The 20,316-nt window shown below is 65.1% G+C and carries 20 protein-coding genes; 17 read left to right on the top strand and 3 right to left on the bottom strand.

What is annotated here, in order from left to right:
* The first annotated feature begins 38 nt into the window (after positions 1 to 38).
* From AC5V87_RS38010 to AC5V87_RS38000, 3 genes are all read left to right on the top strand, one after another.
* Positions 39 to 1,247: an ABC transporter substrate-binding protein gene (locus tag AC5V87_RS38010; protein ID WP_495369514.1), complete on the top strand. Its 1,209-nt coding sequence runs from the start codon at positions 39 to 41 to the stop codon at positions 1,245 to 1,247.
* 139 nt (positions 1,248 to 1,386) lie between these two features.
* Positions 1,387 to 2,175, top strand: coding sequence for an enoyl-CoA hydratase (locus AC5V87_RS38005; protein WP_092220437.1), 789 nt, complete (start codon positions 1,387 to 1,389; stop codon positions 2,173 to 2,175).
* The gene (locus AC5V87_RS38000) at positions 2,172 to 2,927 is read left to right on the top strand and encodes a VOC family protein (protein ID WP_456842059.1); all 756 of its coding nucleotides are present in this window, start codon (positions 2,172 to 2,174) and stop codon (positions 2,925 to 2,927) included. The genes AC5V87_RS38005 and AC5V87_RS38000 overlap by 4 nt, the downstream gene beginning before the upstream one ends.
* Positions 2,928 to 3,019: 92 nt before the next feature.
* Here the strand turns inward: AC5V87_RS38000 and AC5V87_RS37995 are convergent, their stop codons facing one another.
* Together AC5V87_RS37995 and AC5V87_RS37990 are read right to left on the bottom strand one after the other, a co-directional pair.
* A complete protein-coding gene (locus tag AC5V87_RS37995) occupies positions 3,020 to 3,829 on the bottom strand; it encodes an SDR family oxidoreductase (protein WP_495369513.1) in 810 nt (269 codons plus the stop codon).
* Positions 3,830 to 3,969: 140 nt separating this feature from the next.
* Positions 3,970 to 5,028: a polysaccharide deacetylase family protein gene (locus tag AC5V87_RS37990; protein ID WP_495369512.1), complete on the bottom strand. Its 1,059-nt coding sequence runs from the start codon at positions 5,026 to 5,028 to the stop codon at positions 3,970 to 3,972.
* A gap of 165 nt (positions 5,029 to 5,193) precedes the next feature.
* Between AC5V87_RS37990 and AC5V87_RS37985 the strand changes: the two genes are divergently transcribed.
* The 12 genes from AC5V87_RS37985 (at position 5,194) to phoB (ending at position 17,020) form a co-directional block, all read left to right on the top strand.
* Positions 5,194 to 6,588 carry an OmpA family protein gene (locus tag AC5V87_RS37985; RefSeq protein ID WP_456842061.1) on the top strand — a complete coding sequence of 465 codons (1,395 nt, stop codon included), beginning with the start codon at positions 5,194 to 5,196 and terminating at the stop codon, positions 6,586 to 6,588.
* A 2-nt stretch (positions 6,589 to 6,590) separates the two neighbouring features.
* On the top strand, positions 6,591 to 6,887 hold the full coding sequence (locus AC5V87_RS37980) for a hypothetical protein (protein ID WP_495369511.1): 297 nt from the start codon (positions 6,591 to 6,593) through the stop codon (positions 6,885 to 6,887).
* Between the two features lie 119 nt (positions 6,888 to 7,006).
* Positions 7,007 to 7,597, top strand: a complete 591-nt coding sequence (locus AC5V87_RS37975) for a TetR/AcrR family transcriptional regulator (RefSeq protein WP_456842063.1) — start codon at positions 7,007 to 7,009, stop codon at positions 7,595 to 7,597.
* Positions 7,594 to 8,520 (top strand): haloalkane dehalogenase, encoded by a 927-nt coding sequence (locus AC5V87_RS37970; protein WP_456842064.1) that lies wholly within the window; start codon positions 7,594 to 7,596, stop codon positions 8,518 to 8,520. The genes AC5V87_RS37975 and AC5V87_RS37970 overlap by 4 nt, the downstream gene beginning before the upstream one ends.
* A gap of 724 nt (positions 8,521 to 9,244) precedes the next feature.
* Entirely contained in the window at positions 9,245 to 10,300 is a 1,056-nt protein-coding gene (locus AC5V87_RS37965; RefSeq protein ID WP_456842065.1) for a putative bifunctional lysylphosphatidylglycerol flippase/synthetase, read from the top strand.
* Positions 10,301 to 10,333: 33 nt separating this feature from the next.
* Positions 10,334 to 11,632 carry an ATP-binding protein gene (locus AC5V87_RS37960; protein ID WP_456842066.1) on the top strand — a complete coding sequence of 433 codons (1,299 nt, stop codon included), beginning with the start codon at positions 10,334 to 10,336 and terminating at the stop codon, positions 11,630 to 11,632.
* Between the two features lie 144 nt (positions 11,633 to 11,776).
* Complete coding sequence (pstS, locus tag AC5V87_RS37955; protein WP_456842067.1) at positions 11,777 to 12,790, top strand: phosphate ABC transporter substrate-binding protein PstS; 1,014 nt, start codon at positions 11,777 to 11,779, stop codon at positions 12,788 to 12,790.
* A gap of 120 nt (positions 12,791 to 12,910) precedes the next feature.
* The gene (gene pstC / locus AC5V87_RS37950) at positions 12,911 to 13,900 is read left to right on the top strand and encodes a phosphate ABC transporter permease subunit PstC (protein ID WP_456843511.1); all 990 of its coding nucleotides are present in this window, start codon (positions 12,911 to 12,913) and stop codon (positions 13,898 to 13,900) included.
* Between the two features lies 1 nt (position 13,901).
* Positions 13,902 to 14,747 carry a phosphate ABC transporter permease PstA gene (gene pstA / locus AC5V87_RS37945; protein ID WP_456842068.1) on the top strand — a complete coding sequence of 282 codons (846 nt, stop codon included), beginning with the start codon at positions 13,902 to 13,904 and terminating at the stop codon, positions 14,745 to 14,747.
* Entirely contained in the window at positions 14,744 to 15,562 is an 819-nt protein-coding gene (gene pstB, locus AC5V87_RS37940; RefSeq protein WP_456842069.1) for a phosphate ABC transporter ATP-binding protein PstB, read from the top strand. The genes pstA and pstB overlap by 4 nt, the downstream gene beginning before the upstream one ends.
* A gap of 11 nt (positions 15,563 to 15,573) precedes the next feature.
* Positions 15,574 to 16,290 carry a phosphate signaling complex protein PhoU gene (gene phoU / locus AC5V87_RS37935; protein WP_456842070.1) on the top strand — a complete coding sequence of 239 codons (717 nt, stop codon included), beginning with the start codon at positions 15,574 to 15,576 and terminating at the stop codon, positions 16,288 to 16,290.
* A 22-nt stretch (positions 16,291 to 16,312) separates the two neighbouring features.
* Positions 16,313 to 17,020, top strand: coding sequence for a phosphate regulon transcriptional regulator PhoB (gene phoB / locus AC5V87_RS37930; RefSeq protein WP_008143479.1), 708 nt, complete (start codon positions 16,313 to 16,315; stop codon positions 17,018 to 17,020).
* Between the two features lie 101 nt (positions 17,021 to 17,121).
* On the opposite strand, the gene AC5V87_RS37925 is transcribed toward phoB, so the two are convergent.
* Positions 17,122 to 17,634, bottom strand: a complete 513-nt coding sequence (locus AC5V87_RS37925) for a GcrA family cell cycle regulator (RefSeq protein WP_027564820.1) — start codon at positions 17,632 to 17,634, stop codon at positions 17,122 to 17,124.
* A gap of 456 nt (positions 17,635 to 18,090) precedes the next feature.
* Between AC5V87_RS37925 and AC5V87_RS37920 the strand changes: the two genes are divergently transcribed.
* Both AC5V87_RS37920 and argF read left to right on the top strand, forming a co-directional pair.
* Positions 18,091 to 19,293, top strand: a complete 1,203-nt coding sequence (locus AC5V87_RS37920) for an aspartate aminotransferase family protein (RefSeq protein ID WP_495369510.1) — start codon at positions 18,091 to 18,093, stop codon at positions 19,291 to 19,293.
* Entirely contained in the window at positions 19,293 to 20,216 is a 924-nt protein-coding gene (gene argF / locus AC5V87_RS37915; protein ID WP_495369509.1) for an ornithine carbamoyltransferase, read from the top strand. Before AC5V87_RS37920 ends, argF begins: the two co-directional genes overlap by 1 nt.
* The last annotated feature ends 100 nt before the right edge of the window (positions 20,217 to 20,316 follow it).

Genomic DNA, 20,316 nt, shown 5'->3' with positions numbered 1-20,316 from the left:
CCATCAGAGCAACGGCGCGATAACGGGAGGTCCTTTCCATGAAGCACGTTTGGGCGCACATTTTTGCCGCCGCGTTTGCCCTGAGTGCGAGCGCCGCCGCGCAAGCCCAGGACAAGCCCCCGCTCAAGATCGGCGGCATCCTCGATATGTCGAGCCTTTATGCCGACATCACCGGCCCTGGCAGCGAGACCGCGGCCAAGATGGCGGTGGAGGATTTCGGCGGCGAGGTGCTGGGACGCAAGATCCAGGTGTTGGCGGCCGACCATCTCAACAAGGCCGATCTGTCCGCCAACATCGCGCGCGACATGATCGACAATCAGGGCGTCGAGATGATCTACGACGTCGCGGCCTCCGCGACTGCGCTCGCCGCCGGCGAGATCGCGAAGGCGCGAGGCAAGATCATCATGTTCAACGGCCCCGGCTCGATCCGTCTCACCAACGAGGCCTGCGGTCCGTACACCATCCACTACGTGTTCGACACGTTCGGCCAGGCCAATGTGACCGGCCTTGCGACCGTGAAGTCGGGCCTCGACACCTGGTTCTTCCTCACCGCCGACTATGCCTTCGGTCAGGACCTGGAGAAGGACACCAGCGCCGTCGTGACCAAGACCGGCGGCAAGGTGCTCGGCAGCGTGCGCCATCCGCTCAACACGTCGGACTTCTCGTCGTTCCTGCTCCAGGCGCAGTCCTCCAAGGCCAAGGTGATCGGCCTCGCCAACGCCGGCGGCGACACTGTCAACGCGATCAAGCAGGCCGCCGAATTCGGCATAACCAAGGGCGGCCAGAAACTGTCGCCGCTGCTCGCCTTCGTCACCGACATCGATTCGATCGGGCTCGAGACCGCGCAGGGCCTCCTGCTGGCCGAGGCCTTTTACTGGGACATGAACGACGAGACGCGCGCTTTCTCGAAACGCTTTCAAGAGCGCGTCAAGCGGCCGCCGACTTCGGCACAGGCCGGCGTCTATTCCTCCGTCACGCATTATCTGAAGGCGGTGAAGGCGGCGGGTACGACCGACGCCGCCGCGGTCATGAAGGTGATGAAGGAGACGCCGATCAACGACTTCTTCGCACATAACGGCAAGATCCGCGAGGACGGCCGCATGGTGCACGACATGTACCTGTTCGAGGTGAAGAAGCCGTCGGAGTCCAAGGGCCGCTGGGACGATTACAAGCTGCTCGCCACCGTGCCGGGCAGCGAGGCGTTCCAGTCGCTGGAGCAGTCGCGCTGCCCGCTGGTGAAGAAGTGACGGCGTGACGTAAGTCACGACACCATCCCGGGCGCGGAGCGAGCCCGGGATCTCGAGGTTCTCAGGTGCGCAATTGCGCACCAGAGTTCTCGCTTCGCGAGCCCCCGAACGAAGTACATAGCAACAAGGAAGACGTCCCATGAACGACATGGTCCTGCAAAAGCTCGAAGGCGGACTGCTCACCATCACGATGAATCGCCCGGAGCGGAAGAACGCGCTCAACCCCGAGATGGTGGCCGGCCTCGTCGAGGCGGCGCGGCGCGCGGCCGATGATCCCGAGGTGCGTGCGGTGCTGTTCAAGGGCGCGGGCGGCTCGTTCTGCGTCGGCGGCGACGTCAAATCGATGGCGGCAGGTCGCGCGCCGCTGCCGTTCGAGCAGAAGCTGGCGAATCTGCGGCGCGGCATGGAGGTCTCGCGCATCCTGCACCAGATGCCGAAACCCGTGGTGGCGCAGCTCGACGGCGCCGCGGCCGGCGCAGGTCTGTCGATGGCGTTGTCCTGCGACCTGCGCATTGCCAGCGAGTCCTGCAAGATCACGACGGCCTTTGCAAAGGTGGGCTTCTCCGGGGATTACGGCGGCACCTATTTCCTGACCCAGTTGCTCGGCAGCGCGCGGGCGCGCGAGCTCTATCTGATGTCGCCGGTGCTGACCGCGAAGGAAGCGCATGCGATCGGCATGGTGACGAAGGTCGTGCCCGACGCCGAGATCGACACGGCGGCGCACGAGCTCGCGTTATCGCTGGCGCAGGGCCCCTCGATCGCGCTCGGCTTCATCAAGCGCAACATCAACAATGCCGAGCATCTGGCGCTGGAAGATTGCTTCGACGGCGAAGCGATCCATCATACCCGCTGCGGCGACACAGAGGATCACAAGGAGGCCGCAAAGGCCTTCGTCGAGAAGCGCAAGCCGACCTTCAAGGGCGCATGACCGCGGCGCCCTATATGCGGCTGCGGCAGATCTGCCTGGTCGCGCCGCAGCTTGCGCCCGTGATCTCCCATATCGCGGAGATCATGGGCCTTTCGGTCTGCTATCGCGACGGCAACGTCGCCAAATACGGCCTTGAGAACGCGCTGCTCCCGGTCGACACGATCCTGCTGGAGGTGGTGGCGCCGTTCAAGAACGGCACCGCGGCAGGCCGCTTCATCGAGAAGACCGGCGGCCGCGGCGGCTACATGGCGATCTTCTGCTGCGACGATCCGGATGAGCGCGGCCGCAATGCGAACGCCATGGGCGTGCGCACCGCAAACGTCATTGACCACGCGCCCTATCACGGCGTCCAGCTCCACCCTCGCGACTGCCGCGCCGCCTTCATCGAGTTCAACCACACCCAAGGCAGCGACGACATTCTAGGTCCGTACCCGCCCGCCGGGCCGGATTGGCAAAAGTTCATCCGCAAGGATGTGACTCAGGCGCTGACTGCGGTGGAGATGCAGAGCCCGGACCCGCAGGGGCTCGCGGAGCATTGGAGCAAGATCATCGGCGTTGCGGCTGGCAACGCCGAGTTGAAGCTGCCCAACGCCACCTTTCGCTTCGTGAAGGGCGGGAGCGAGATCATGAGCGCGCTGGAGTTCCGGGTGGTCGACGTCGCAAGCGCGTTGCATGCGGCCAAGGCGAAGGGGCTCGCCGTTGCGGGCAACGAGTTTTTGCTGGGCGGGGTGACCTTCCGGCTTGTTGCTTGATCACCTGCGAAGTTTCTCGTTGTGTCGTCATGCCCGGGCCATGACGAGATGGCGCCAGAACGGCAACTGGAATCTGCACATGCCGCAGCCCCTCAGCTATCCCACCCGCTCCCCTTGATCCCGGGGTTGGCATAGACGATGCCGCCGTCGACCGCGATGGTCGCGCCCACCACGTAATCTCCCGCGCGCGAGGCGAGATAGATCGCGGCGCCCGCCATGTCCTCGTCGGTGCCGATTCGCCCAGCGGGCACGCGGGTTGCGACCTCGTCGCCATGGTCGCGCGCGGCGCGGTTCATGTCAGACTGGAAGGGGCCGGGCGCGATCGCCGTGACGACGACGTGGTCGGAGATCAGCTTCACCGCCATGCGCCGGGTCAGATGGATCAGCCCGGCCTTGCTTGCGGCGTAGGAATAGGTCTCCATCGGGTTGACGAAGATGCCGTCGATCGAGGCGATGTTGATCACCTTCGCCGGCCGCTCGGCGGAAGCCGCCGCGCGCAACGGCGCGGCCAGCGCCTTGGTCAGGAAGAACGGCGCCTTGACGTTGAGGTTCATCACCTTGTCCCAGCCGCTCTCCGGAAATTCGTCGAACTCGGCGCCCCAGGCGGCACCGGCATTGTTGACGAGGATGTCGAGCTTCGGTTCGCGCTTCTTGAATTCGCCGGCGAGCAGCTCGGCGCCGGCGACCGCCGAGATGTCGATCGGCAGCGCGATGCATTCGCCGCCATAGCGTGCGGAGAGTTCCTTGGCAGTCTCCTCGCAAGGCCCGGCCTTGCGCGCGGTGATGTAGACCTTCGCCGCGCCGGCGCTGAGAAAGCCCGCCGCAATCATCTTGCCGATGCCGCGCGAGCCGCCGGTGACGAGCGCGATGCGGCCTTTGAGCGAGAACAGGTCGTTGAACATGGTGCCTCCCTAGGGTTGGTGCTCGTTGTGGGCGTGGAGGCGAGGGGAGTCAAGAAAGGCGCGACACCGAGCTGAGCGTGTTGCGCGAGGCCGGTTCAAACTCACTAGGTGTCGTCCCCGCCTAGTGCGCAATGGAGCAGCTACGCCGCCGCGATCCGGCGAAAGCCGTTCCACATCGCGGTCGCGGCACCCGAGGTCAGCACCGGCAGGATCCGCGTGTCCTGGTAATTGCCGTTGAGCGAGACGCGCGGCAGCGCGGTCATGTGGTCGGCGTTCTCGGCGAACAGCATGCCGGGACGCGTCGTCACTGCGGTCTTGAAGCCGGCGGATGCGGCAAGGGCGAATTCGCGCATCCCGGCCGCCTCGCGGTCGCCATAGGGATAGGCGAAATGCAGCACGGGGCGCCCCAGGGCCTGCTCGATCCGCGCGCGGCTCACCGCCATCTCCTGCGCGGCAAGGTCCTCTGCCTGCTTGGCGAGATTGCAATGGCTGATGGTGTGGGCGCCGATCGTGACCAGGGGATCGGCGGCAAACGCCTTCACCTCGTCCCAGGTGAGGCACAGGCTGCGGCAAAGCGCCTTCATGTCGACGCCGTATGTCGTGCAGAGCTGCTCGATCTCGCGCCTGAGATCGTGCTCGTCCGGCAGCGCGCGCAGCCAGTCATGCAGGCGGTCGAACGCCGCCTGCTTCGCGGCGGGCGTGCTCGCATCGAGGCGCAGTGCGGCTTTGCCGATTCTGACGTCGATCTGCTCGGCCTTGGCGATGACGGCCTCCAGCGCCGCCCACCACAGCTGTCCCAATCCTTCCGCGAAATCGCTGGCGACATAGACGGCCAATGGCGCGTCAAATTCGCGCAGCACCGGCAGCGCATAGTCCACATTGTCGCGATAGCCGTCGTCGAGCGTGAAGGCGGCGAAGCGGCGGTCGAACCGGCCCTGCCGCAGCCGCTCATGCAGCTCGTCCATGCTGACGATGTCGATGTCGCGCGAGCGCAGATGGCACAACGTGGCGCGCAGGAATTCGGGGGTGACTTCGAGATGCCGGTTCGGCTGGAACGCGCCCTCGCGGGCCGGCCGCACGTGGTGCAGCATGAATATGGCGCCCACGCCCGACAGAAGCGGACGCAACAGGTGGTGCGCCCCGCTGAAATAGAGTGCTCCCAGCCCGGCGCGGATGACGTTATTGCGGAGTTGTTTCATTGCAGGCTGGGCGACCCCCGGGCATTCCGCCCTCAACTTAGGGTGGGACCCTTGAAGAAAAAGTTATTCCAATTGTCCGGCAGGGCCTTCGGAAAGGCGCCATTTCCGGTTTGACAGCCCGCCAAGGGTTTGTTTTGTCTCCGGTTCCAGAGTTCGGGTCGTCGAATGCAGAAGCTTTTCAGGTGGGCCAGCAAATGGTGGCCGGGGCTCATCCCCCTGGCCGTCATGTGGGGATTTGCGGCCTGGAATAATACCTTGCCGGTCGAGGCGGACCTCTCGTCCCGCAGCTCGGCGGCGCTCAAGGACACCGTCCTGGACAAGACCCGGATCACGGTGGACGGTCGCGACGTCAGCTTGGCTGCGGAAGCGTTTTCCGAGGAAGGGCGCCGCGACGCCGTGATGGCGGTCGAGATGGTTCCCGGCGTGCGCCTGGTCGACGACCTCACCCGCCTTGTTCCCGAAGCAAAGCCCTTCGTGTGGAACGCCGAACGCGACGTGGTGCGGGTGACACTGTCGGGCTCCGCGCCGCTGCCGTCGATGAAGCAGCGGCTGACCGAGGCCGCCCGCAAGGAGGTCAATGGGGTCGAGGTCGCCGATCAGATGGCCCTGGCGCGCGGGGCGCCGCCGCGGTTCGAGGCGGCCGCGATGTTGCTGCTCGACCAGATCGGCAAGCTCAAGGACGGCAAGATCACGATCTCCGACACCAAGGTCAGCCTGTCTGGTATGGCGCGCGAGCTCGGCGGCCGCGAGGCGATCGCCGCCGCGCTGAAGAACCTGCCCGAGGGCTTCTCTGTCGCGGCGAACGATATCAAGGCGCCGCCTTACATCTTCCAGGCCTACAAGGACCCGGTCGCAGCGACCGTGACGCTGACCGGCTACGTGCCCGACAACAACGTGCATGCGGCGATCGCGACCAGCGCGTCGCGCAAATTCTTCGGCGAGAAGGTGGTCGACAATCTCAAGGCCAGCATCGGCGCGCCCGGCTCGTTCAACACTGCCGTGGTCGCCGCGCTCGGCGCGCTGTCGCGGCTGTCGACCGGCACGCTCGTCGTCTCCGATCGCGAGGTGAAGCTGTCGGGGGATGCGCTCTATGAAGGCGCCGCCAACGACATCCGTGCCGGGCTCGGCAAGGACTTTCCGAAGAACTGGCAGTACAAGCCCGAGATCACCGTGAAGCCCGCCGCGGGCCCGGTCGATGGCACCGTGTGCCAGCAATTGTTCACCGAGCTCCTGAACAAGGGCAAAATCCGTTTCGCCACGAAGCGCGCCGATATTGATCCGGATTCCGCCGGCATTCTCGATCACCTCATCGAGACTGCGCTGCGCTGCCCCACCACCGACATCGAGGTCGCCGGGCATACCGATGCCGACGGCGAGGATTCCTTCAACCAGGCTCTCTCGGAGAAGCGCGCGCAGGCAGTGATCGACTATCTGGTCAAGGCTGGCCTGCCCGCCACCCGCTTCACCGCGGTCGGCTATGGCGCCACGCAGCCCCTTGCCGGCAACGACACCGACGACGGCAAGGCGCAGAACCGCCGCATCGAATTTCTGGTGAGGTGACGATGCCCTATCTCGTCTCATTCCACATGGGTTGGCTGGTCGGCTCGCTGCTGCTCGGCTTTTGCATGGGCTGGATCTCGGTGGTCCAGCGCGGCAACGGCACTTCGAAAGTGACCGCGCGCTGGCTCGCCGTGCTTGCCGCAGCCCTGGTTGCGGCCTCGTTCACGCATGTGGTCCCCGGCCGCTTCGGCTATTGGCTCGATCTCGGCCTGATCATGTTTGCCTGCTATCTCGTCGGCTGCACCATCGGCGCCTGGCTGCGCGACCGCGTGGTGTCGCGGAGCATGCCTGCGGCCTGATGAGCCCGCGGGTCCGGCAGCGGGCCGATCTCACACTCCGATAATGGTCTGATCGCCAAGGGCTGCGAAAAGACAAGTTCGCGCTTGACAACAATACGTACGTACGTATTATACGGCCCATGCCGAAGCCTTCACTCAAAGACGCCATTCTCGATGCCGGCCTGAAAGTCATGTTCCGGACCGGCTATCATGGCACTAGCGTGCGCGACGTCACCGCTGCGGCGGGCGCGCCGCAGGGATCATTCACCAACCATTTCCGCTCGAAGGAGGCATTCGCCTCCGAGGTGCTCGACCGCTATTTCGGCATCACCAGGGGATTGGTCGCCGAGGCGCTCGAGGACACCTCGCTGACTCCGCGCGCGCGGCTGAAGCGCTATCTCGACATCATCACCGGCCGGCTCGAGGCCGACGGCTACGGCCGCGGTTGCCTGATCGGCGATCTCAGCCTGGAGGCGACCGGCAGCAGCGAGCTGCTACGCGCTCGTCTTGCCGAGATCTTTGCCGAATGGCGCGTGCCGTTCGCGGCCTGCATCAGGGATGCCCAGACCAGCGGCGAGATCGCCTCGGATTTCGAGCCCGCAGAGCTTGCCGATTTCCTGCTCGCATCCTGGCAGGGCGCCATTCTGCGCATGAAGGTCGACCGCAATCCCAAAGCGCTCGAGCGATTCAAGACCATCGCATTCCAAACCGTGTTCAAGGAGCTGACATGACCAAGCAGACCGAGATTCGCACAGCGTCCGTCCTGGGGAGCAACATGGCCTATCGCGAGGCAGGCGCGGCAGGCGCGCCGGTCGCGCTGTTCCTGCACGGCAATCCCACCTCCTCGCACATCTGGCGCAATATTTTGCCGCTGGTATCGCCGCTCGCGCATTGCATCGCGCCCGACCTCATCGGCTTCGGCCAGTCCGGCAAGCCCGACATCGCCTATCGCTTCTCCGATCACGTCCGCTATCTCGACGCCTTGATCGACGAGCTCGGCATCTCCTCGGCCTATCTCGTCGCGCAGGACTGGGGCACCGCGCTCGCATTTCATCTCGCCGCGCGCCGGCCGGAGTTCGTGCGCGGACTTGCCTTCATGGAGTTCATCCGCCCGATGCCGACCTGGCAGGATTTCCACCACACCGATGCGCCGGAGGAGCAGGATCATGCGGAGGCGGCGAGGGCCGTGTTTCGCAAGTTCAGGACGCCCGGTGAAGGCGAGGCGATGATCCTCGAGGCCAATGCGTTCGTCGAGCGCGTGCTGCCCGGCGGCATCGTGCGCAAGCTGCGCGAGGACGAAATGGCGCCCTATCGCGCGCCATTCCCGACGCCGGAAAGCCGCCGCCCCATTCTCGCCTTCCCGCGCGAGCTGCCGATCGCGGGCGAGCCGGCCGATGTCTATGCGACGCTTCAATCCGCGCATGCGGCGCTGGCCGCATCATCATACCCAAAGCTGCTGTTTGCAGCTCAGCCCGGTGCGCTCGTTGCGCCGGAATTTGCCGAGCGGTTTGCGGCCTCGTTGAAGCATTGCTCCTTGGTCCAGCTGGGCGCGGGATTGCATTTTCTCCAGGAAGATCACCCCGAGGCGATCGGCCGCTCCGTCGCAGGCTGGATCGCCGGTATCGAGGCGATGCGTCCGCAGCTCGCGGCTTGAGGGAGGGGCGAGAGGCCTGAAGTGACCAACGTCTACTGCTGTCCCTACGGCTAGACTGATGGACAAGCGCGCCGCTTTGGCGGCGGCTCGTCATACCCGGGCTTGTCCCGCCTGCGCGGCCGAAGCCGCTTCGGCGAGGCGAAGGCCCGGGTATCCACGTTCTTCGCGCCGAAGGCAGGCGTGGGTGGCCGGGGCAAGCCCGGCCATGACGCCGTGGAAGCATAGGCGCTCCCAGAAAGCTCTGACGTCATGTGCGCTTGCGAAGCCAGCTAGTGTAGCTCCGCGTCTGAAAGCTCGCCTCCATGGCAGGACCCCAACAGCCTGCAGCCCATCGCAAAAATCCGCGGCACAACAGTCGGCCGGCCCCTCTTTCACAGGCGGGCACGGGCCATAGATTGACGTCGGCTTAAAACGTGACGGAACATTGTGCGGCTGAAATCATCAAAACTTCATGGCGCTTGCGCAGGATTGCTATGGAGATTCGCCTCAAGCCTTGCCGCCGAAAGCGCCAAACCGTGCATCCGGAGCCCGCAGCCTGCCTAAAACATTGAAGGCACGAGTTTTTGTTCGAATTGTCGAATTCCACTCGGCCCCAAAACGCGCTAGTGGAGGGGCGGGGGGCATGCGCGATGCCGGAGCCGGCGGCGAGCGTTCGTTGAGTGCCAGTGCGTCGTCCGCCTGTTCGCCGGCCACCCCGGCCGCTGAAGCGTTGTTCGAGGTCTAGATGCTGGAAGCCATACGCAGGGCGATGTCGTTTCTGCGCCAGAAGCAAATCCTGCACAAACTTGGAGTTGTGATCAGCGTCGCGGTCATCGGCATCGCTTGCTATGTGCTCTACCACATGTTGCGCGGCATCGACTTCAACGAGGTCCTCGAGGCAATCAAAAGCACCGAGCCGAGCCAGATCGCCATGGCCGCCCTGTTCGTCGCCGCCGGCTATTTCACCCTGACTTTCTACGACCTGTTCGCGGTGCGCGCGATCGGTCATTCCCACGTGCCCTATCGCGTCAACGCGCTCGCCGCCTTCACTAGCTATTCGATCGGGCACAATGTCGGCGCCAGCGTCTTCACCGGCGGCGCAGTGCGCTACCGCATCTACTCGGCCTACGGGCTGAACGCGATCGACGTCGCAAAAATCTGCTTTCTCGCCGGCCTGACCTTCTGGCTCGGCAACGCCGCCGTGCTCGGCCTCGGCATTTCCTATCATCCGGAGGCTGCCGCCTCGATCGACCAGCTTCCGGCCTGGTTGAACCGGACGCTGGCCATGATGATCATCGTGGCCCTCGTCGCCTATGTGGTCTGGGTCTGGACCCAGCCGCGGGTGGTCGGCCGCGGTCCCTGGACCGTGGTGCTGCCGGGCGGCCCGCTGACGCTGCTCCAGATCGCGATCGGCATCGTCGATCTCGGCTTCTGTGCGCTCGCGATGTACGTGCTGGTCCCGGACGAGCCCAATCTCGGATTCGTCGTGGTCGCCGTGATCTTCGTCTCGGCGACCTTGCTCGGCTTTGCCAGCCACTCGCCCGGCGGCCTCGGCGTGTTCGACGCCGCCATGCTGGTCGGCCTCTGGCAGATGGACCGCGAGGAACTCCTCGGCGGCATGCTTCTGTTCCGCGTCCTCTATTATCTGTCCCCCTTCGTCATATCTGTAATCTTGCTGACGTTTCGCGAAGTCATAATCGGCGCACGATCGAAGCGTTTGCAGCAGGCGGCGCTCAAGCTCGACCCCGGCCCGGCGCGCGAAGCCGCCTATGTGAGAGAGCGCAGCGACAGCGGCGCCTGAACGGCGTCGAGTCCTTAGGAGAAGCCCGCACCGATGGCGATCGACGCCCCATCGTCTCCCTCCGCGCAGCCCTGGTCCGACCGGCTGCGCCATTCCACCGTCATCCTGATCGCCGCGGCGCTGGCGCTGTCGGTCGTGGTCTCGCTCGGCGAATTGTCGGTGATCCGCGCCGCGACAGTATTCCTCTGCATCGCCGCTGCGGCGCTGATCCCCTGGCGGCTGCACGACAACGCCGCCTCGCGCGACGACACCCGCCGCGTTAACCCGGTCGAAAGCGCGGCGGTGGCCGCGGTGGTCGCCGGCATGCCGGATCCGGCGGTGCTGCTCGACCGCGCCGGCCGCGTCATCCATCTCAATGCCGCAGCCGCCCAGCTCGCGCCGGCGCTGCGCAAGAACGAGCTCGCCCAGTTCGCGCTGCGCTCGCCGGAGATCATCACCGCGCTGCGCGAGTCGATCGCGACCACCGAGCCACGGCGCGCCACCTACCTCGACCACGTTCCGGTCGATCGCTGGATGGAGCTGATCATCACCCCGGTGCCGGTTCCGACCACCTTCGGCGGCGCCGACAAATGCATGCTGATGACCTTCCACGACCAGACGCCGCTGCGCCGGGTCGAGGAGATGCGCGCCGACTTCGTCGCCAATGCCAGCCACGAGCTGCGCACACCGCTGGCCGCGCTGTCCGGCTTCATCGACACGCTGCAGGGCCAGGCCAAGGACGATCCGAAAGCACGCGAGCGCTTTCTCGGCATCATGCACAACCAAGCCACCCGCATGGCGCGCCTGATCGACGATCTGCTCTCGCTGTCGCGGGTCGAATTGTCGGCCCATGTGCGGCCCGACACTCTGGTCGACCTGCTGCCGATCATCTTCCAGGTCGCCGACGGGCTGGAGCCGCTGGCGCGGGAGCGCCAGGTCGAGGTCGAGACCCATCTGCCGGAGACCCCCGTCATGATCGCGGGCGATCGCGAGGAGCTGCTGCGCCTGTTCGAGAACCTGATCGAGAACGCGCTCAAATACGGCGCCTCGGGCGGCCGGGTCATCGTGTCGCTGACGGTTCCGGCAGACACGGATGGAACCCAGGAAATCCGGGTCCTTGTGCGCGATTTCGGTCCCGGCATCGCGCCCGAGCACCTGCCGCGCCTGACCGAGCGGTTCTACCGGGTCGACGTCGGCGACAGCCGCTCGCAGGGCGGGACCGGGCTCGGATTATCGCTGGTCAAACATATTCTTAACCGTCATCGCGGGCGGCTTTTGATCGAAAGTGTGCCCCGGCAGGGCGCCACCTTCACCGCCTGTTTTCCTCAGGTGAAGAACCTGACACAGAGCTGAAATCAAAGCGATTCCAGTCGCTTGGTGGTGTCATCCAACTGTCACGAAACCTTCGTAAAAGCACAGCCGACCGCTCCTAAAGGGGCGGCGCGGGGAGCGCGATCGGGCGCGGATGGCGCTTCGTTCCCCTGTATGGAGACCAGCATGAATTTCATCAAAACTATCGTCGCTGCTGGCTTGGTCGCCGCAACGACGACGGCAGCCTTTGCTGCCGACATCACGGGTGCCGGTGCGACCTTCCCGTTCCCGATCTATTCGAAATGGGCTGACGCCTACAAGAAGGAGACCGGCAACGGTCTGAACTATCAGTCGATCGGCTCGGGCGGCGGCATCAAGCAGATCCAGGCCAAGACCGTGACCTTCGGCGCCAGCGACGCGCCGCTCAAGGCAGAGCAGCTCGAGAAGGACGGCCTCGTCCAGTGGCCGATGGTGATGGGCGCGATCGTTCCCGTCGTCAATATCGAGGGCGTCAAGGCCGGCGAGCTGGTGTTCGACGGTGAGACCCTTGCCAACATCTATCTCGGCAAGATCACCAAGTGGGACGACGCCGCGATCAAGAAGCTCAATCCGAACGTGAAGCTGCCGTCGGATGCCATCACCGTGGTCCGCCGCTCGGACGGCTCGGGCACCACCTTCAACTTCACCAACTATCTCTCCAAGGCCAGCGCGGACTGGAAGAGCAAGGTCGGTGAGGGCACCGCGGTCGAGTGGCCGGTCGGCGTCGGCGCCAAGGGCAACGAAGGCGTGTCGGGCAACATCAGCCAGACCAAGAACTCGATCGGCTATGTCGAGTACGCCTATGCCAAGCAGAACAAGCTGACCTACACCGCCCTCATCAACAAGGCCGGCAAGACGGTTCAGCCGACCGTCGAAGCCTTCCAGGCGGCTGCTTCCAACGCCGACTGGGCCAAGGCTCCCGGCTACTACGTCATCCTGACCGACCAGCCCGGCGACAAGTCCTGGCCGATCACCGCGGCGACCTTCATCCTGATGCACAAGGAGCCGGCGGATAAGGCGGCGTCGAAGGAAGCCATCAAATTCTTCACCTGGGCGTTCAAGAACGGCGCCAAGGCCGCCGAGGAGCTCGACTACATCCCGATGCCCGAGAGCGTCGTGAAGCTGATCGAGAAGACCTGGTCGGCCGACATTAAGAGCTAAGGCGCTCTCGATTGCCGGGACCTCAAAGACGTCCGCTCCGGATCGGCCTCGCGCTGCATCCGGAGCGCAGCACCGACAACAAGCGTATATAAACAGGTACAGGGGATCGGCGTGGCAGAGATGGCTGTCGAGAGCAATGTAGTTGATGCCGCCGGACCGTACGATCGCGCCAAGGCGTTGAGCGCGTTCAAGCTCGGTGACCTCACCTTCTACTGGATCACGCGGCTCAGCGCGATCTCCGTGCTGCTGATCCTCGGCGGCATCATCGTTTCGCTGATCGTCGGTGCCTTCCCGGCGATGAAGGAATACGGCCTCTCGTTCCTGTGGACGCAGCGCTGGGCGCCGTCGGCAGATCCCCCCGTGCTCGGCGCGCTCGGCCCGATCTACGGCACGCTCGTCACCTCGTTCATCGCGATGCTGATCGCCATTCCGGTCGGTCTCGGCATCGCCATCTTCCTCACCGAGCTGTGCCCGCAATGGGCGCGCCGCCCGATCGGCATGGCAATCGAGCTGCTCGCCGGCATCCCCTCGATCATCTACGGCATGTGGGGCTTCTTCGTGCTGGGCCCGTTCCTGGCCAACACCTACCAGCCGTTCATGATCAAGATCTCCGACGGCATCCCCGTGCTCGGCGCGATCTTCGCCGGTCCCCCGTCCTATCTCAGCCTGTTCAATGCCTCGCTGATCCTCGCCATCATGGTGCTGCCCTTCATCACCTCGATCTCGGTCGACGTGTTCAAGACGGTGCCGCCGGTGCTGAAGGAAGCGGCCTACGGCGTCGGCTGCACCACCTGGGAAGTCGTCCGCAGCGTGGTGATCCCCTACACCCGCGTCGGCGTCATCGGCGGCGTCATGCTGGCGCTCGGCCGCGCGCTCGGCGAGACCATGGCGGTGACCTTCATCATCGGCAACTCGTTCCGCATCTCCTCGTCGATCTTCGCCCCGGGCACCACGATCTCGGCGGCGATCGCGTCCGAGTTCGCCGAAAGCGACGGCCTGCACCAGTCCGGCCTGATCCTTCTCGGCCTCCTGCTGTTCGTGCTCACGTTCTTCGTGCTCGCCGCCGCGCGCCTGATGCTGCTGCGTCTCGAAAAGAAGGCGGGGAAGTAACATGAACCCGATTTACGCACGCCGCCGCCGCATGGACATCGTCATCCGTGCGCTCTGCCTTGCCGCCGCCGCCTTCGGCGTCACCTGGCTCGCGCTGATCCTGCTGACGCTGCTCTACAACGGCCTGACCGGGCTCAACCTCCAGGTCTTCACCGAAAACACCCCGCCGCCCGGCTCGACCGAGGGCGGCCTCCTCAACGCCATCGTCGGCTCGCTGATCATGACCGCGCTCGGCGTCGGCATCGGCGCGCCGCTCGGCCTGTTCGCGGGCACCTATCTCGCCGAGTACGGCCGCAACGACAAGCTGACCTCGGTGATCCGTTTCATCAACGACATCCTGCTGTCGGCGCCCTCGATCATCATCGGCCTGTTCATCTACGGCGCGGTCGTGGTGCCGATGCGCGGCTTCTCGGCCATCGCCGGCTGCCTCGCGCTCGCCGTGATCGTCATTCCGGTGGTGCTGCGCACGACCGAGGACATGCTGCTGCTGGTGCCGAACGCATTGCGCGAGGCTGCCTCCGCGCTCGGTCTGCCGCGCTCGCTGGTGATCAAGCGCATCGCCTATCGCGCGGCGCGCTCGGGCCTCATCACCGGCGTGATGCTGGCCACCGCCCGCGTCGCCGGCGAGACCGCGCCGCTGCTCTTCACCGCGCTGTCGAACCAGTTCTTCAGCCTGAGCCTGAACAAGACGATGGCCAACCTGCCGGTGACCATCAACAACTTCGTGCAGAGCCCCTATGCCTACTGGAAGCAGCTCGCCTGGAGCGGCGCCCTGCTGATCACGTTGACCGTGCTTGCCCTGAACATTGGCGCGCGCATCCTGAGCGCCGAGAGGACCGCAAAATGAGCGATATGTCAGTTACCGTCAGTACGCCCGTTCAGCACGGCTCGCAGCCGCTGCCCGAGGCCCCGGCCAAGGTGACGGTGCGCAACCTCAACTTCTATTACGGCGAGCACCACGCGCTGAAGAACATCAACCTGACGCTCGGCACCAATCGCGTCACGGCGTTCATCGGCCCGTCGGGCTGCGGCAAGTCGACCCTACTGCGCATCTTCAACCGGATGTACGACCTCTACCCGGGCCAGCGCGCCACCGGCCAGCTGATGCTCGACCAGACCAACATCCTCGACCCCAAGCTGGACCTCAACCTGCTGCGCGCCCGCGTCGGCATGGTGTTCCAGAAGCCGACGCCGTTCCCGATGACGATCTACGAGAACATCGCGTTTGGCATCCGTCTCTATGAGAAGATCTCGAAGTCCGAGATGGACGACCGCGTCGAGAAGGCGCTGCGCGGCGGCGCGCTGTGGAACGAGGTCAAGGACAAGCTCAATGCGTCCGGCCTCTCGCTCTCCGGCGGCCAGCAGCAGCGCCTCTGCATCGCCCGCACCGTCGCGGTGCGGCCCGAGGTGATCCTGTTCGACGAGCCCTGCTCGGCGCTCGACCCGATCTCGACCGCCAAGGTCGAAGAGCTGATCCAGGAGCTGTCCGAGAACTACACGATCGCGATCGTCACCCACAACATGCAGCAGGCGGCCCGCGTCTCCGACAAGACCGCCTTCATGTATCTCGGCGAGTTGATCGAGTTCGACGATACCAGCAAGATATTCACTTCGCCGAGCGATCGGCGCACGCAGGATTACATCACCGGCCGGTTCGGCTGAGGAGACGGGATATGGGTTCTGAACATACCGCAAAGGCCTTCGACACCGACCTCCAGGAGCTCACCCGCCTGGTCGCCGAGATGGGCGGCCTCGCCGAGCGCATGATCGTCGATTCCGTCGACGCGCTGATCCGTCGCGACGTCGTGCTCGGCCAGCGCGTGGTCGCGACCGACGCCGAGATCGACGCGCTCCAGAAGAAGATCGAGGAGCGCGCCGTGCTCACCATCGCCCGCCGCCAGCCGATGGCGGTGGACCTGCGCGAGATCGTCGGCGCCATGCGCGTCGCCACCGATCTCGAGCGCATCGGCGATCTCGCCAAGAACATGGGCAAGCGCGTCGCGGCGCTGGAGACGGACTTTCATCCGCTGAAGCTGTTCCGCGGCCTCGAGCACATGACCGACCTCGTGCAGCAGCAGGTCAAGTCGGTGCTGGACGCCTATGCCGCGCACGACCTGCCGGCGGCGATGGCGGTGTGGAAGGGCGACGAGGAAGTCGACGCCATCTGCACCTCTCTGTTCCGCGAGCTTCTCACCTATATGATGGAGGATCCGCGCAACATCTCGTTCTGCATTCACCTGATGTTCTGCGCCAAGAACATCGAGCGCATCGGTGACCATGCCACCAACATCGCCGAGACCGTGTTCTACATGATCGAGGGCCAGGCGATCACCGACAAGCGGCCGAAGGGTGACATGACGACCTTTGCCACGACGATCCCGAATAGCTGAAGAGTCAAGGAGCGACGACACCATGGGCGCGCGCATTATGGTGGTTGAAGACGAGGAAGCTCTCACCGAGCTGCTTCGCTACAACCTCGAAGGCGATGGCTATGACGTCGAGACGGTGATGCGCGGTGACGACGCCGACACCCGTCTCAAGGAGCACATCCCCGACCTGATCGTGCTCGACTGGATGCTGCCGGGCCTCTCCGGCATCGAGCTGTGCCGACGGCTGCGCACCCGCCCGGAGACCAAGCAGCTTCCGATCATCATGCTGACCGCGCGCGGCGAGGAGAGCGAGCGGGTGCGGGGTCTTGCGACCGGCGCCGACGATTACATCGTCAAGCCGTTCTCCGTGCCGGAGCTGCTGGCGCGCGTGAAGGGCCTCTTGCGGCGCGCAAGCCCGGAGCGGCTCGCAACCGTGCTCGCCTATGGCGACATCGAGCTCGACCGCGACAAGCGTCGCGTCGCGCGCTCGGGCCGGCCGATCGATCTCGGTCCGACCGAATATCGCCTGCTGGAGTTCTTCCTGGAGCATCCCGGCCGCGTGTTCTCGCGCGAGCAGCTGCTCGACAGCGTCTGGGGCCGCGACATCTACATCGACGAACGCACCGTCGACGTGCATATCGGCCGTCTGCGCAAGCTGCTCAATCTCGGCCGCGAGCAGGACCCGATCCGCACCGTCCGCGGCGCCGGCTACGCGCTGGACGATCGCTTCGCGAAAGCGGAGCAGACGTAAGAACGGCTGCAAGCGAGCAAAGTAAAAGCGTGCCGAGCGGCGCGCTTTTTTGCTTCGGATCGTCCCGGCCGCGTGCCGGGACGATGTCGTTGAAGCAGTGCTCAGCGCGTGCCCGGCTTCGCGGGCGCGCGGCGGCGATCCGCCGCCGGCTGGTAAGCGACGCGCGAGTGCTGCGCGCAATAGGGCAGGCCGGAGAGCGCCTTGCCGCCGCAGAAGAAGAAATCCGGGCTCGATGGATCGCCGACCGGCCAGTGGCAGGTCGCCTCGTTCAGCTCCAGGAGCGACAGCCGCTGGCTCATCGGCACCACGTTGTCGTAGGTGACCGGCTCGGCCTCCACCTCGACCTCGAAGGCCTGCGCCAGCGCGGTGTTGCCGCGCGAGATCGGGCGGCTCACGCGCATCATGTGCTGCGCGGGACGCGCCTTGCGCGGCCGGGGCGCGGCCGACGAGGGGCTCTTGGCGCGGCCGGACAGGCCGAGCCTGTGCACTTTGCCGATCACGGCATTGCGGGTCACATTGCCGAGCTCGGCCGCGATCTGGCTGGCCGAAAGTCCGGCCTCCCAGAGCTTCTTCAGCTGCTCGACGCGATCATCGGACCAGGTCAAAACCGTCATTGCACCCTTTCCCTCGCTGCCGGCCAGCCATCCTGGGGCCTCACAGCGAATGCCTAAGCCTTGAAAAACCCGTGCCGCCAGAATCCCTTAAGGCTCGCCGGGCACACAAGGTGCGCCCGAACGTTTACGCCGGTACATGAGGACTCTTGGGATCAGAACTGCTGCACGAGATGTCGTATCTGACAGTCCAAACGCTACAATATGGCGTGACTCGCGCGCAAGAGTCCGCCGACTCGCTTCCACATGTTCCGTGGTGAAAAATCCCGCAAAATCGGCACCGCAAGACTACGGATTCAGCGTTTCCTGGGGCTTTTCGGGCGGCATTGACACCCGTCTCACCAAGCATAAGATAGTCGTGCGTGCCGCCCTTAAAAGGCGGCACGTTTCGTTTTCCGGGCCGGTCAATGGTGCGTTGCGCAACGCACTCAGGCCGTCCGCAACATCCAAGTGATCGTCATGACCAACAGCGCCGCGCCGCATTTGCTCCCCGTTTTCGCCAGGGCCGACCTCGGTTTCGAGCGCGGCGAAGGCTGCTGGCTGATCGCGACCAACGGCGAGCGCTATCTCGACTTCACATCGGGCGTCGCGGTGAATGCGCTCGGCCATGCTCATCCCGCGCTGGTCAAGGCGCTGCAGGAGCAGGCGACGAAGCTCTGGCACATGTCGAACCTGTTCCAGAGCCCCGATGGCGAGAAGCTCGCCGCGCGCCTATGCAGCGAGAGCTTTGCGGATTTCGTGTTCTTCTGCAATTCCGGCGCCGAGGCGCTGGAGGGCGTGATCAAGCTGGTCCGCCATCATCACTTCTCGAAGGGTCATCCCGAGCGCTACCGCATCATCACCTTCGAAGGCGCCTTCCACGGCCGCACGCTGGCAACGCTGGCTGCGACGGGAGCTGCAAAATATCTCGAAGGTTTCGGCCCGCCGATGGACGGTTTCGACCAGGTGCCGCATGGCGAGATCGAGGCCGTAAAGAAGGCGATCGGTCCGCAGACCGCCGGCATCCTGATCGAGCCGATCCAGGGGGAGGGCGGCGTGCGTTCGTCGCCGCCCGCCTTCCTCAAGGCGTTGCGCCAGCTCTGCGACGAGAAGGGCCTGCTGCTCGCGTTCGACGAGGTGCAGACCGGAATGGGCCGCACCGGCGATCTGTTCGCGCATCGGCGCACCGGCGTCACGCCTGACGTGATGTCGCTGGCGAAAGCGCTCGGCGGCGGCTTCCCGATTGGCGCAGTGCTGGCGACCGCGGTGGCGGCGGCTGGCATGGGCCCCGGCTCGCATGGTTCGACCTTTGGCGGCAATCCGCTCGCGATCTCGGCTGCGAACGCCGTTCTCGACGTCATGCTCAAGCCCGGCTTTTTCGATCACGTGCAGAAGATGTCGCTGCTGCTCAAGCAGAAGCTCGCCTCCGTGATCGACCGTCACCCCGACGTCGTCAGCGAGGTGCGCGGCGAGGGGCTCCTGATCGGCATCAAGGCCGTGGTGCCCTCCGCCGATCTGGTCGCAGCGCTGCGCAACGAAAAATTGCTGACCGTCGGCGCCGGCGACAATGTCGTGCGTTTCCTGCCGCCTCTGGTCGTCACAGAAGCCGAGATCGAGGATAGCGTCGTGCGGCTCGAGCGCGCCTGCACGGCCCTTGCCGGCAACAAGCGGGCGGCAAGCTGATGAGCAGTTCACCCAAGCATTTCCTCGACATCAACGAGCTGCCGCTGACCGAGCTCAAGCGCATGCTTGCCGCATCCTCCGCGATGAAGGCGAAGCAGAAGGCGCACCAGCCGGTGAAGTCGCTCGAAGGCAAGACGCTGGCCATGATCTTCGAGCGTCCCTCGACTCGCACCCGCGTTTCGTTCGACGTCGCCATGCGCCAGCTCGGCGGCGAGCCCATCATGCTCACCGGAGCCGAGATGCAGCTCGGCCGTGGCGAGACCATCGCCGACACTGCGCGCGTGCTGTCGCGCTATGTCGATGCCATCATGATCCGCATCCTCAACCACGAGGCGCTGCTGGAGCTTGCGCAACATGCGACCGTGCCCGTCATCAACGGCCTGACGCGGCGTTCGCATCCCTGCCAGGTGATGGCCGACCTCATGACATATGAGGAGCATCGGGGCCCGATCGAGGGCCGGACGGTGGCCTGGACCGGCGACGACAACAACGTGCTGGCGTCCTGGGCTCACGCCGCCGAGCGCTTCAAGTTCAAGCTCAACGTCGCAACGCCCCCGGAGCTCGCGCCGAAGAAGGTGATGCGCGACTGGATCAAGGCGACGAATGCGCCGATCGTGCTCGGCACCGATCCTGAGGCCGCCGTGAAGGGCGCCGACTGCGTCGTCACCGATACCTGGGTGTCGATGGGCGACAAGGAAGGCGAGCACCGGCACAACGTGCTCAAGCCCTATCAGGTCAATGCCAAGCTGATGTCGCTGGCCAAGCCCGACGCGCTGTTCATGCACTGCCTGCCGGCCCACCGCGGCGAGGAGGTCACGGATGACGTGATCGACGGCCCGCAATCGGTCGTGTTCGACGAGGCTGAAAACCGCCTGCACGCGCAGAAGGGCATTCTGGCCTGGTGCTTCGACGCGGTGACGTAATCTCGCTGAAGCCCCGGCGGGCGCCTCACACACTATCGTTGTCCCTGCGAACGCAGGGATCCATACCGCGGAATCTCTCGCGCGGCGGACGGCTAGAGGC

The sequence above is a fragment of the Bradyrhizobium sp. SOJA106 genome (assembly GCF_059448745.1).
The sequence above is the reverse complement of the archived record's forward strand: the minus strand, read 5'-3'. Positions and strand labels throughout refer to the sequence as shown.

Excerpts from the sequence above, each read along its gene's own strand:
- AC5V87_RS38010 (WP_495369514.1), top strand. The coding sequence starts at position 39 with ATGAAGCACGTTTGGGCGCACATTTTTGCCGCCGCGTTTGCCCTGAGT.
- AC5V87_RS38005 (WP_092220437.1), top strand. The coding sequence starts at position 1,387 with ATGAACGACATGGTCCTGCAAAAGCTCGAAGGCGGACTGCTCACCATC.
- AC5V87_RS38000 (WP_456842059.1), top strand. The coding sequence starts at position 2,172 with ATGACCGCGGCGCCCTATATGCGGCTGCGGCAGATCTGCCTGGTCGCG.
- AC5V87_RS37995 (WP_495369513.1), bottom strand. The coding sequence starts at position 3,829 with ATGTTCAACGACCTGTTCTCGCTCAAAGGCCGCATCGCGCTCGTCACC.
- AC5V87_RS37990 (WP_495369512.1), bottom strand. The coding sequence starts at position 5,028 with ATGAAACAACTCCGCAATAACGTCATCCGCGCCGGGCTGGGAGCACTC.
- AC5V87_RS37985 (WP_456842061.1), top strand. The coding sequence starts at position 5,194 with ATGCAGAAGCTTTTCAGGTGGGCCAGCAAATGGTGGCCGGGGCTCATC.
- AC5V87_RS37980 (WP_495369511.1), top strand. The coding sequence starts at position 6,591 with ATGCCCTATCTCGTCTCATTCCACATGGGTTGGCTGGTCGGCTCGCTG.
- AC5V87_RS37975 (WP_456842063.1), top strand. The coding sequence starts at position 7,007 with ATGCCGAAGCCTTCACTCAAAGACGCCATTCTCGATGCCGGCCTGAAA.
- AC5V87_RS37970 (WP_456842064.1), top strand. The coding sequence starts at position 7,594 with ATGACCAAGCAGACCGAGATTCGCACAGCGTCCGTCCTGGGGAGCAAC.
- AC5V87_RS37965 (WP_456842065.1), top strand. The coding sequence starts at position 9,245 with ATGCTGGAAGCCATACGCAGGGCGATGTCGTTTCTGCGCCAGAAGCAA.
- AC5V87_RS37960 (WP_456842066.1), top strand. The coding sequence starts at position 10,334 with ATGGCGATCGACGCCCCATCGTCTCCCTCCGCGCAGCCCTGGTCCGAC.
- pstS (WP_456842067.1), top strand. The coding sequence starts at position 11,777 with ATGAATTTCATCAAAACTATCGTCGCTGCTGGCTTGGTCGCCGCAACG.
- pstC (WP_456843511.1), top strand. The coding sequence starts at position 12,911 with ATGGCTGTCGAGAGCAATGTAGTTGATGCCGCCGGACCGTACGATCGC.
- pstA (WP_456842068.1), top strand. The coding sequence starts at position 13,902 with ATGAACCCGATTTACGCACGCCGCCGCCGCATGGACATCGTCATCCGT.
- pstB (WP_456842069.1), top strand. The coding sequence starts at position 14,744 with ATGAGCGATATGTCAGTTACCGTCAGTACGCCCGTTCAGCACGGCTCG.
- phoU (WP_456842070.1), top strand. The coding sequence starts at position 15,574 with ATGGGTTCTGAACATACCGCAAAGGCCTTCGACACCGACCTCCAGGAG.
- phoB (WP_008143479.1), top strand. The coding sequence starts at position 16,313 with ATGGGCGCGCGCATTATGGTGGTTGAAGACGAGGAAGCTCTCACCGAG.
- AC5V87_RS37925 (WP_027564820.1), bottom strand. The coding sequence starts at position 17,634 with ATGACGGTTTTGACCTGGTCCGATGATCGCGTCGAGCAGCTGAAGAAG.
- AC5V87_RS37920 (WP_495369510.1), top strand. The coding sequence starts at position 18,091 with ATGACCAACAGCGCCGCGCCGCATTTGCTCCCCGTTTTCGCCAGGGCC.
- argF (WP_495369509.1), top strand. The coding sequence starts at position 19,293 with ATGAGCAGTTCACCCAAGCATTTCCTCGACATCAACGAGCTGCCGCTG.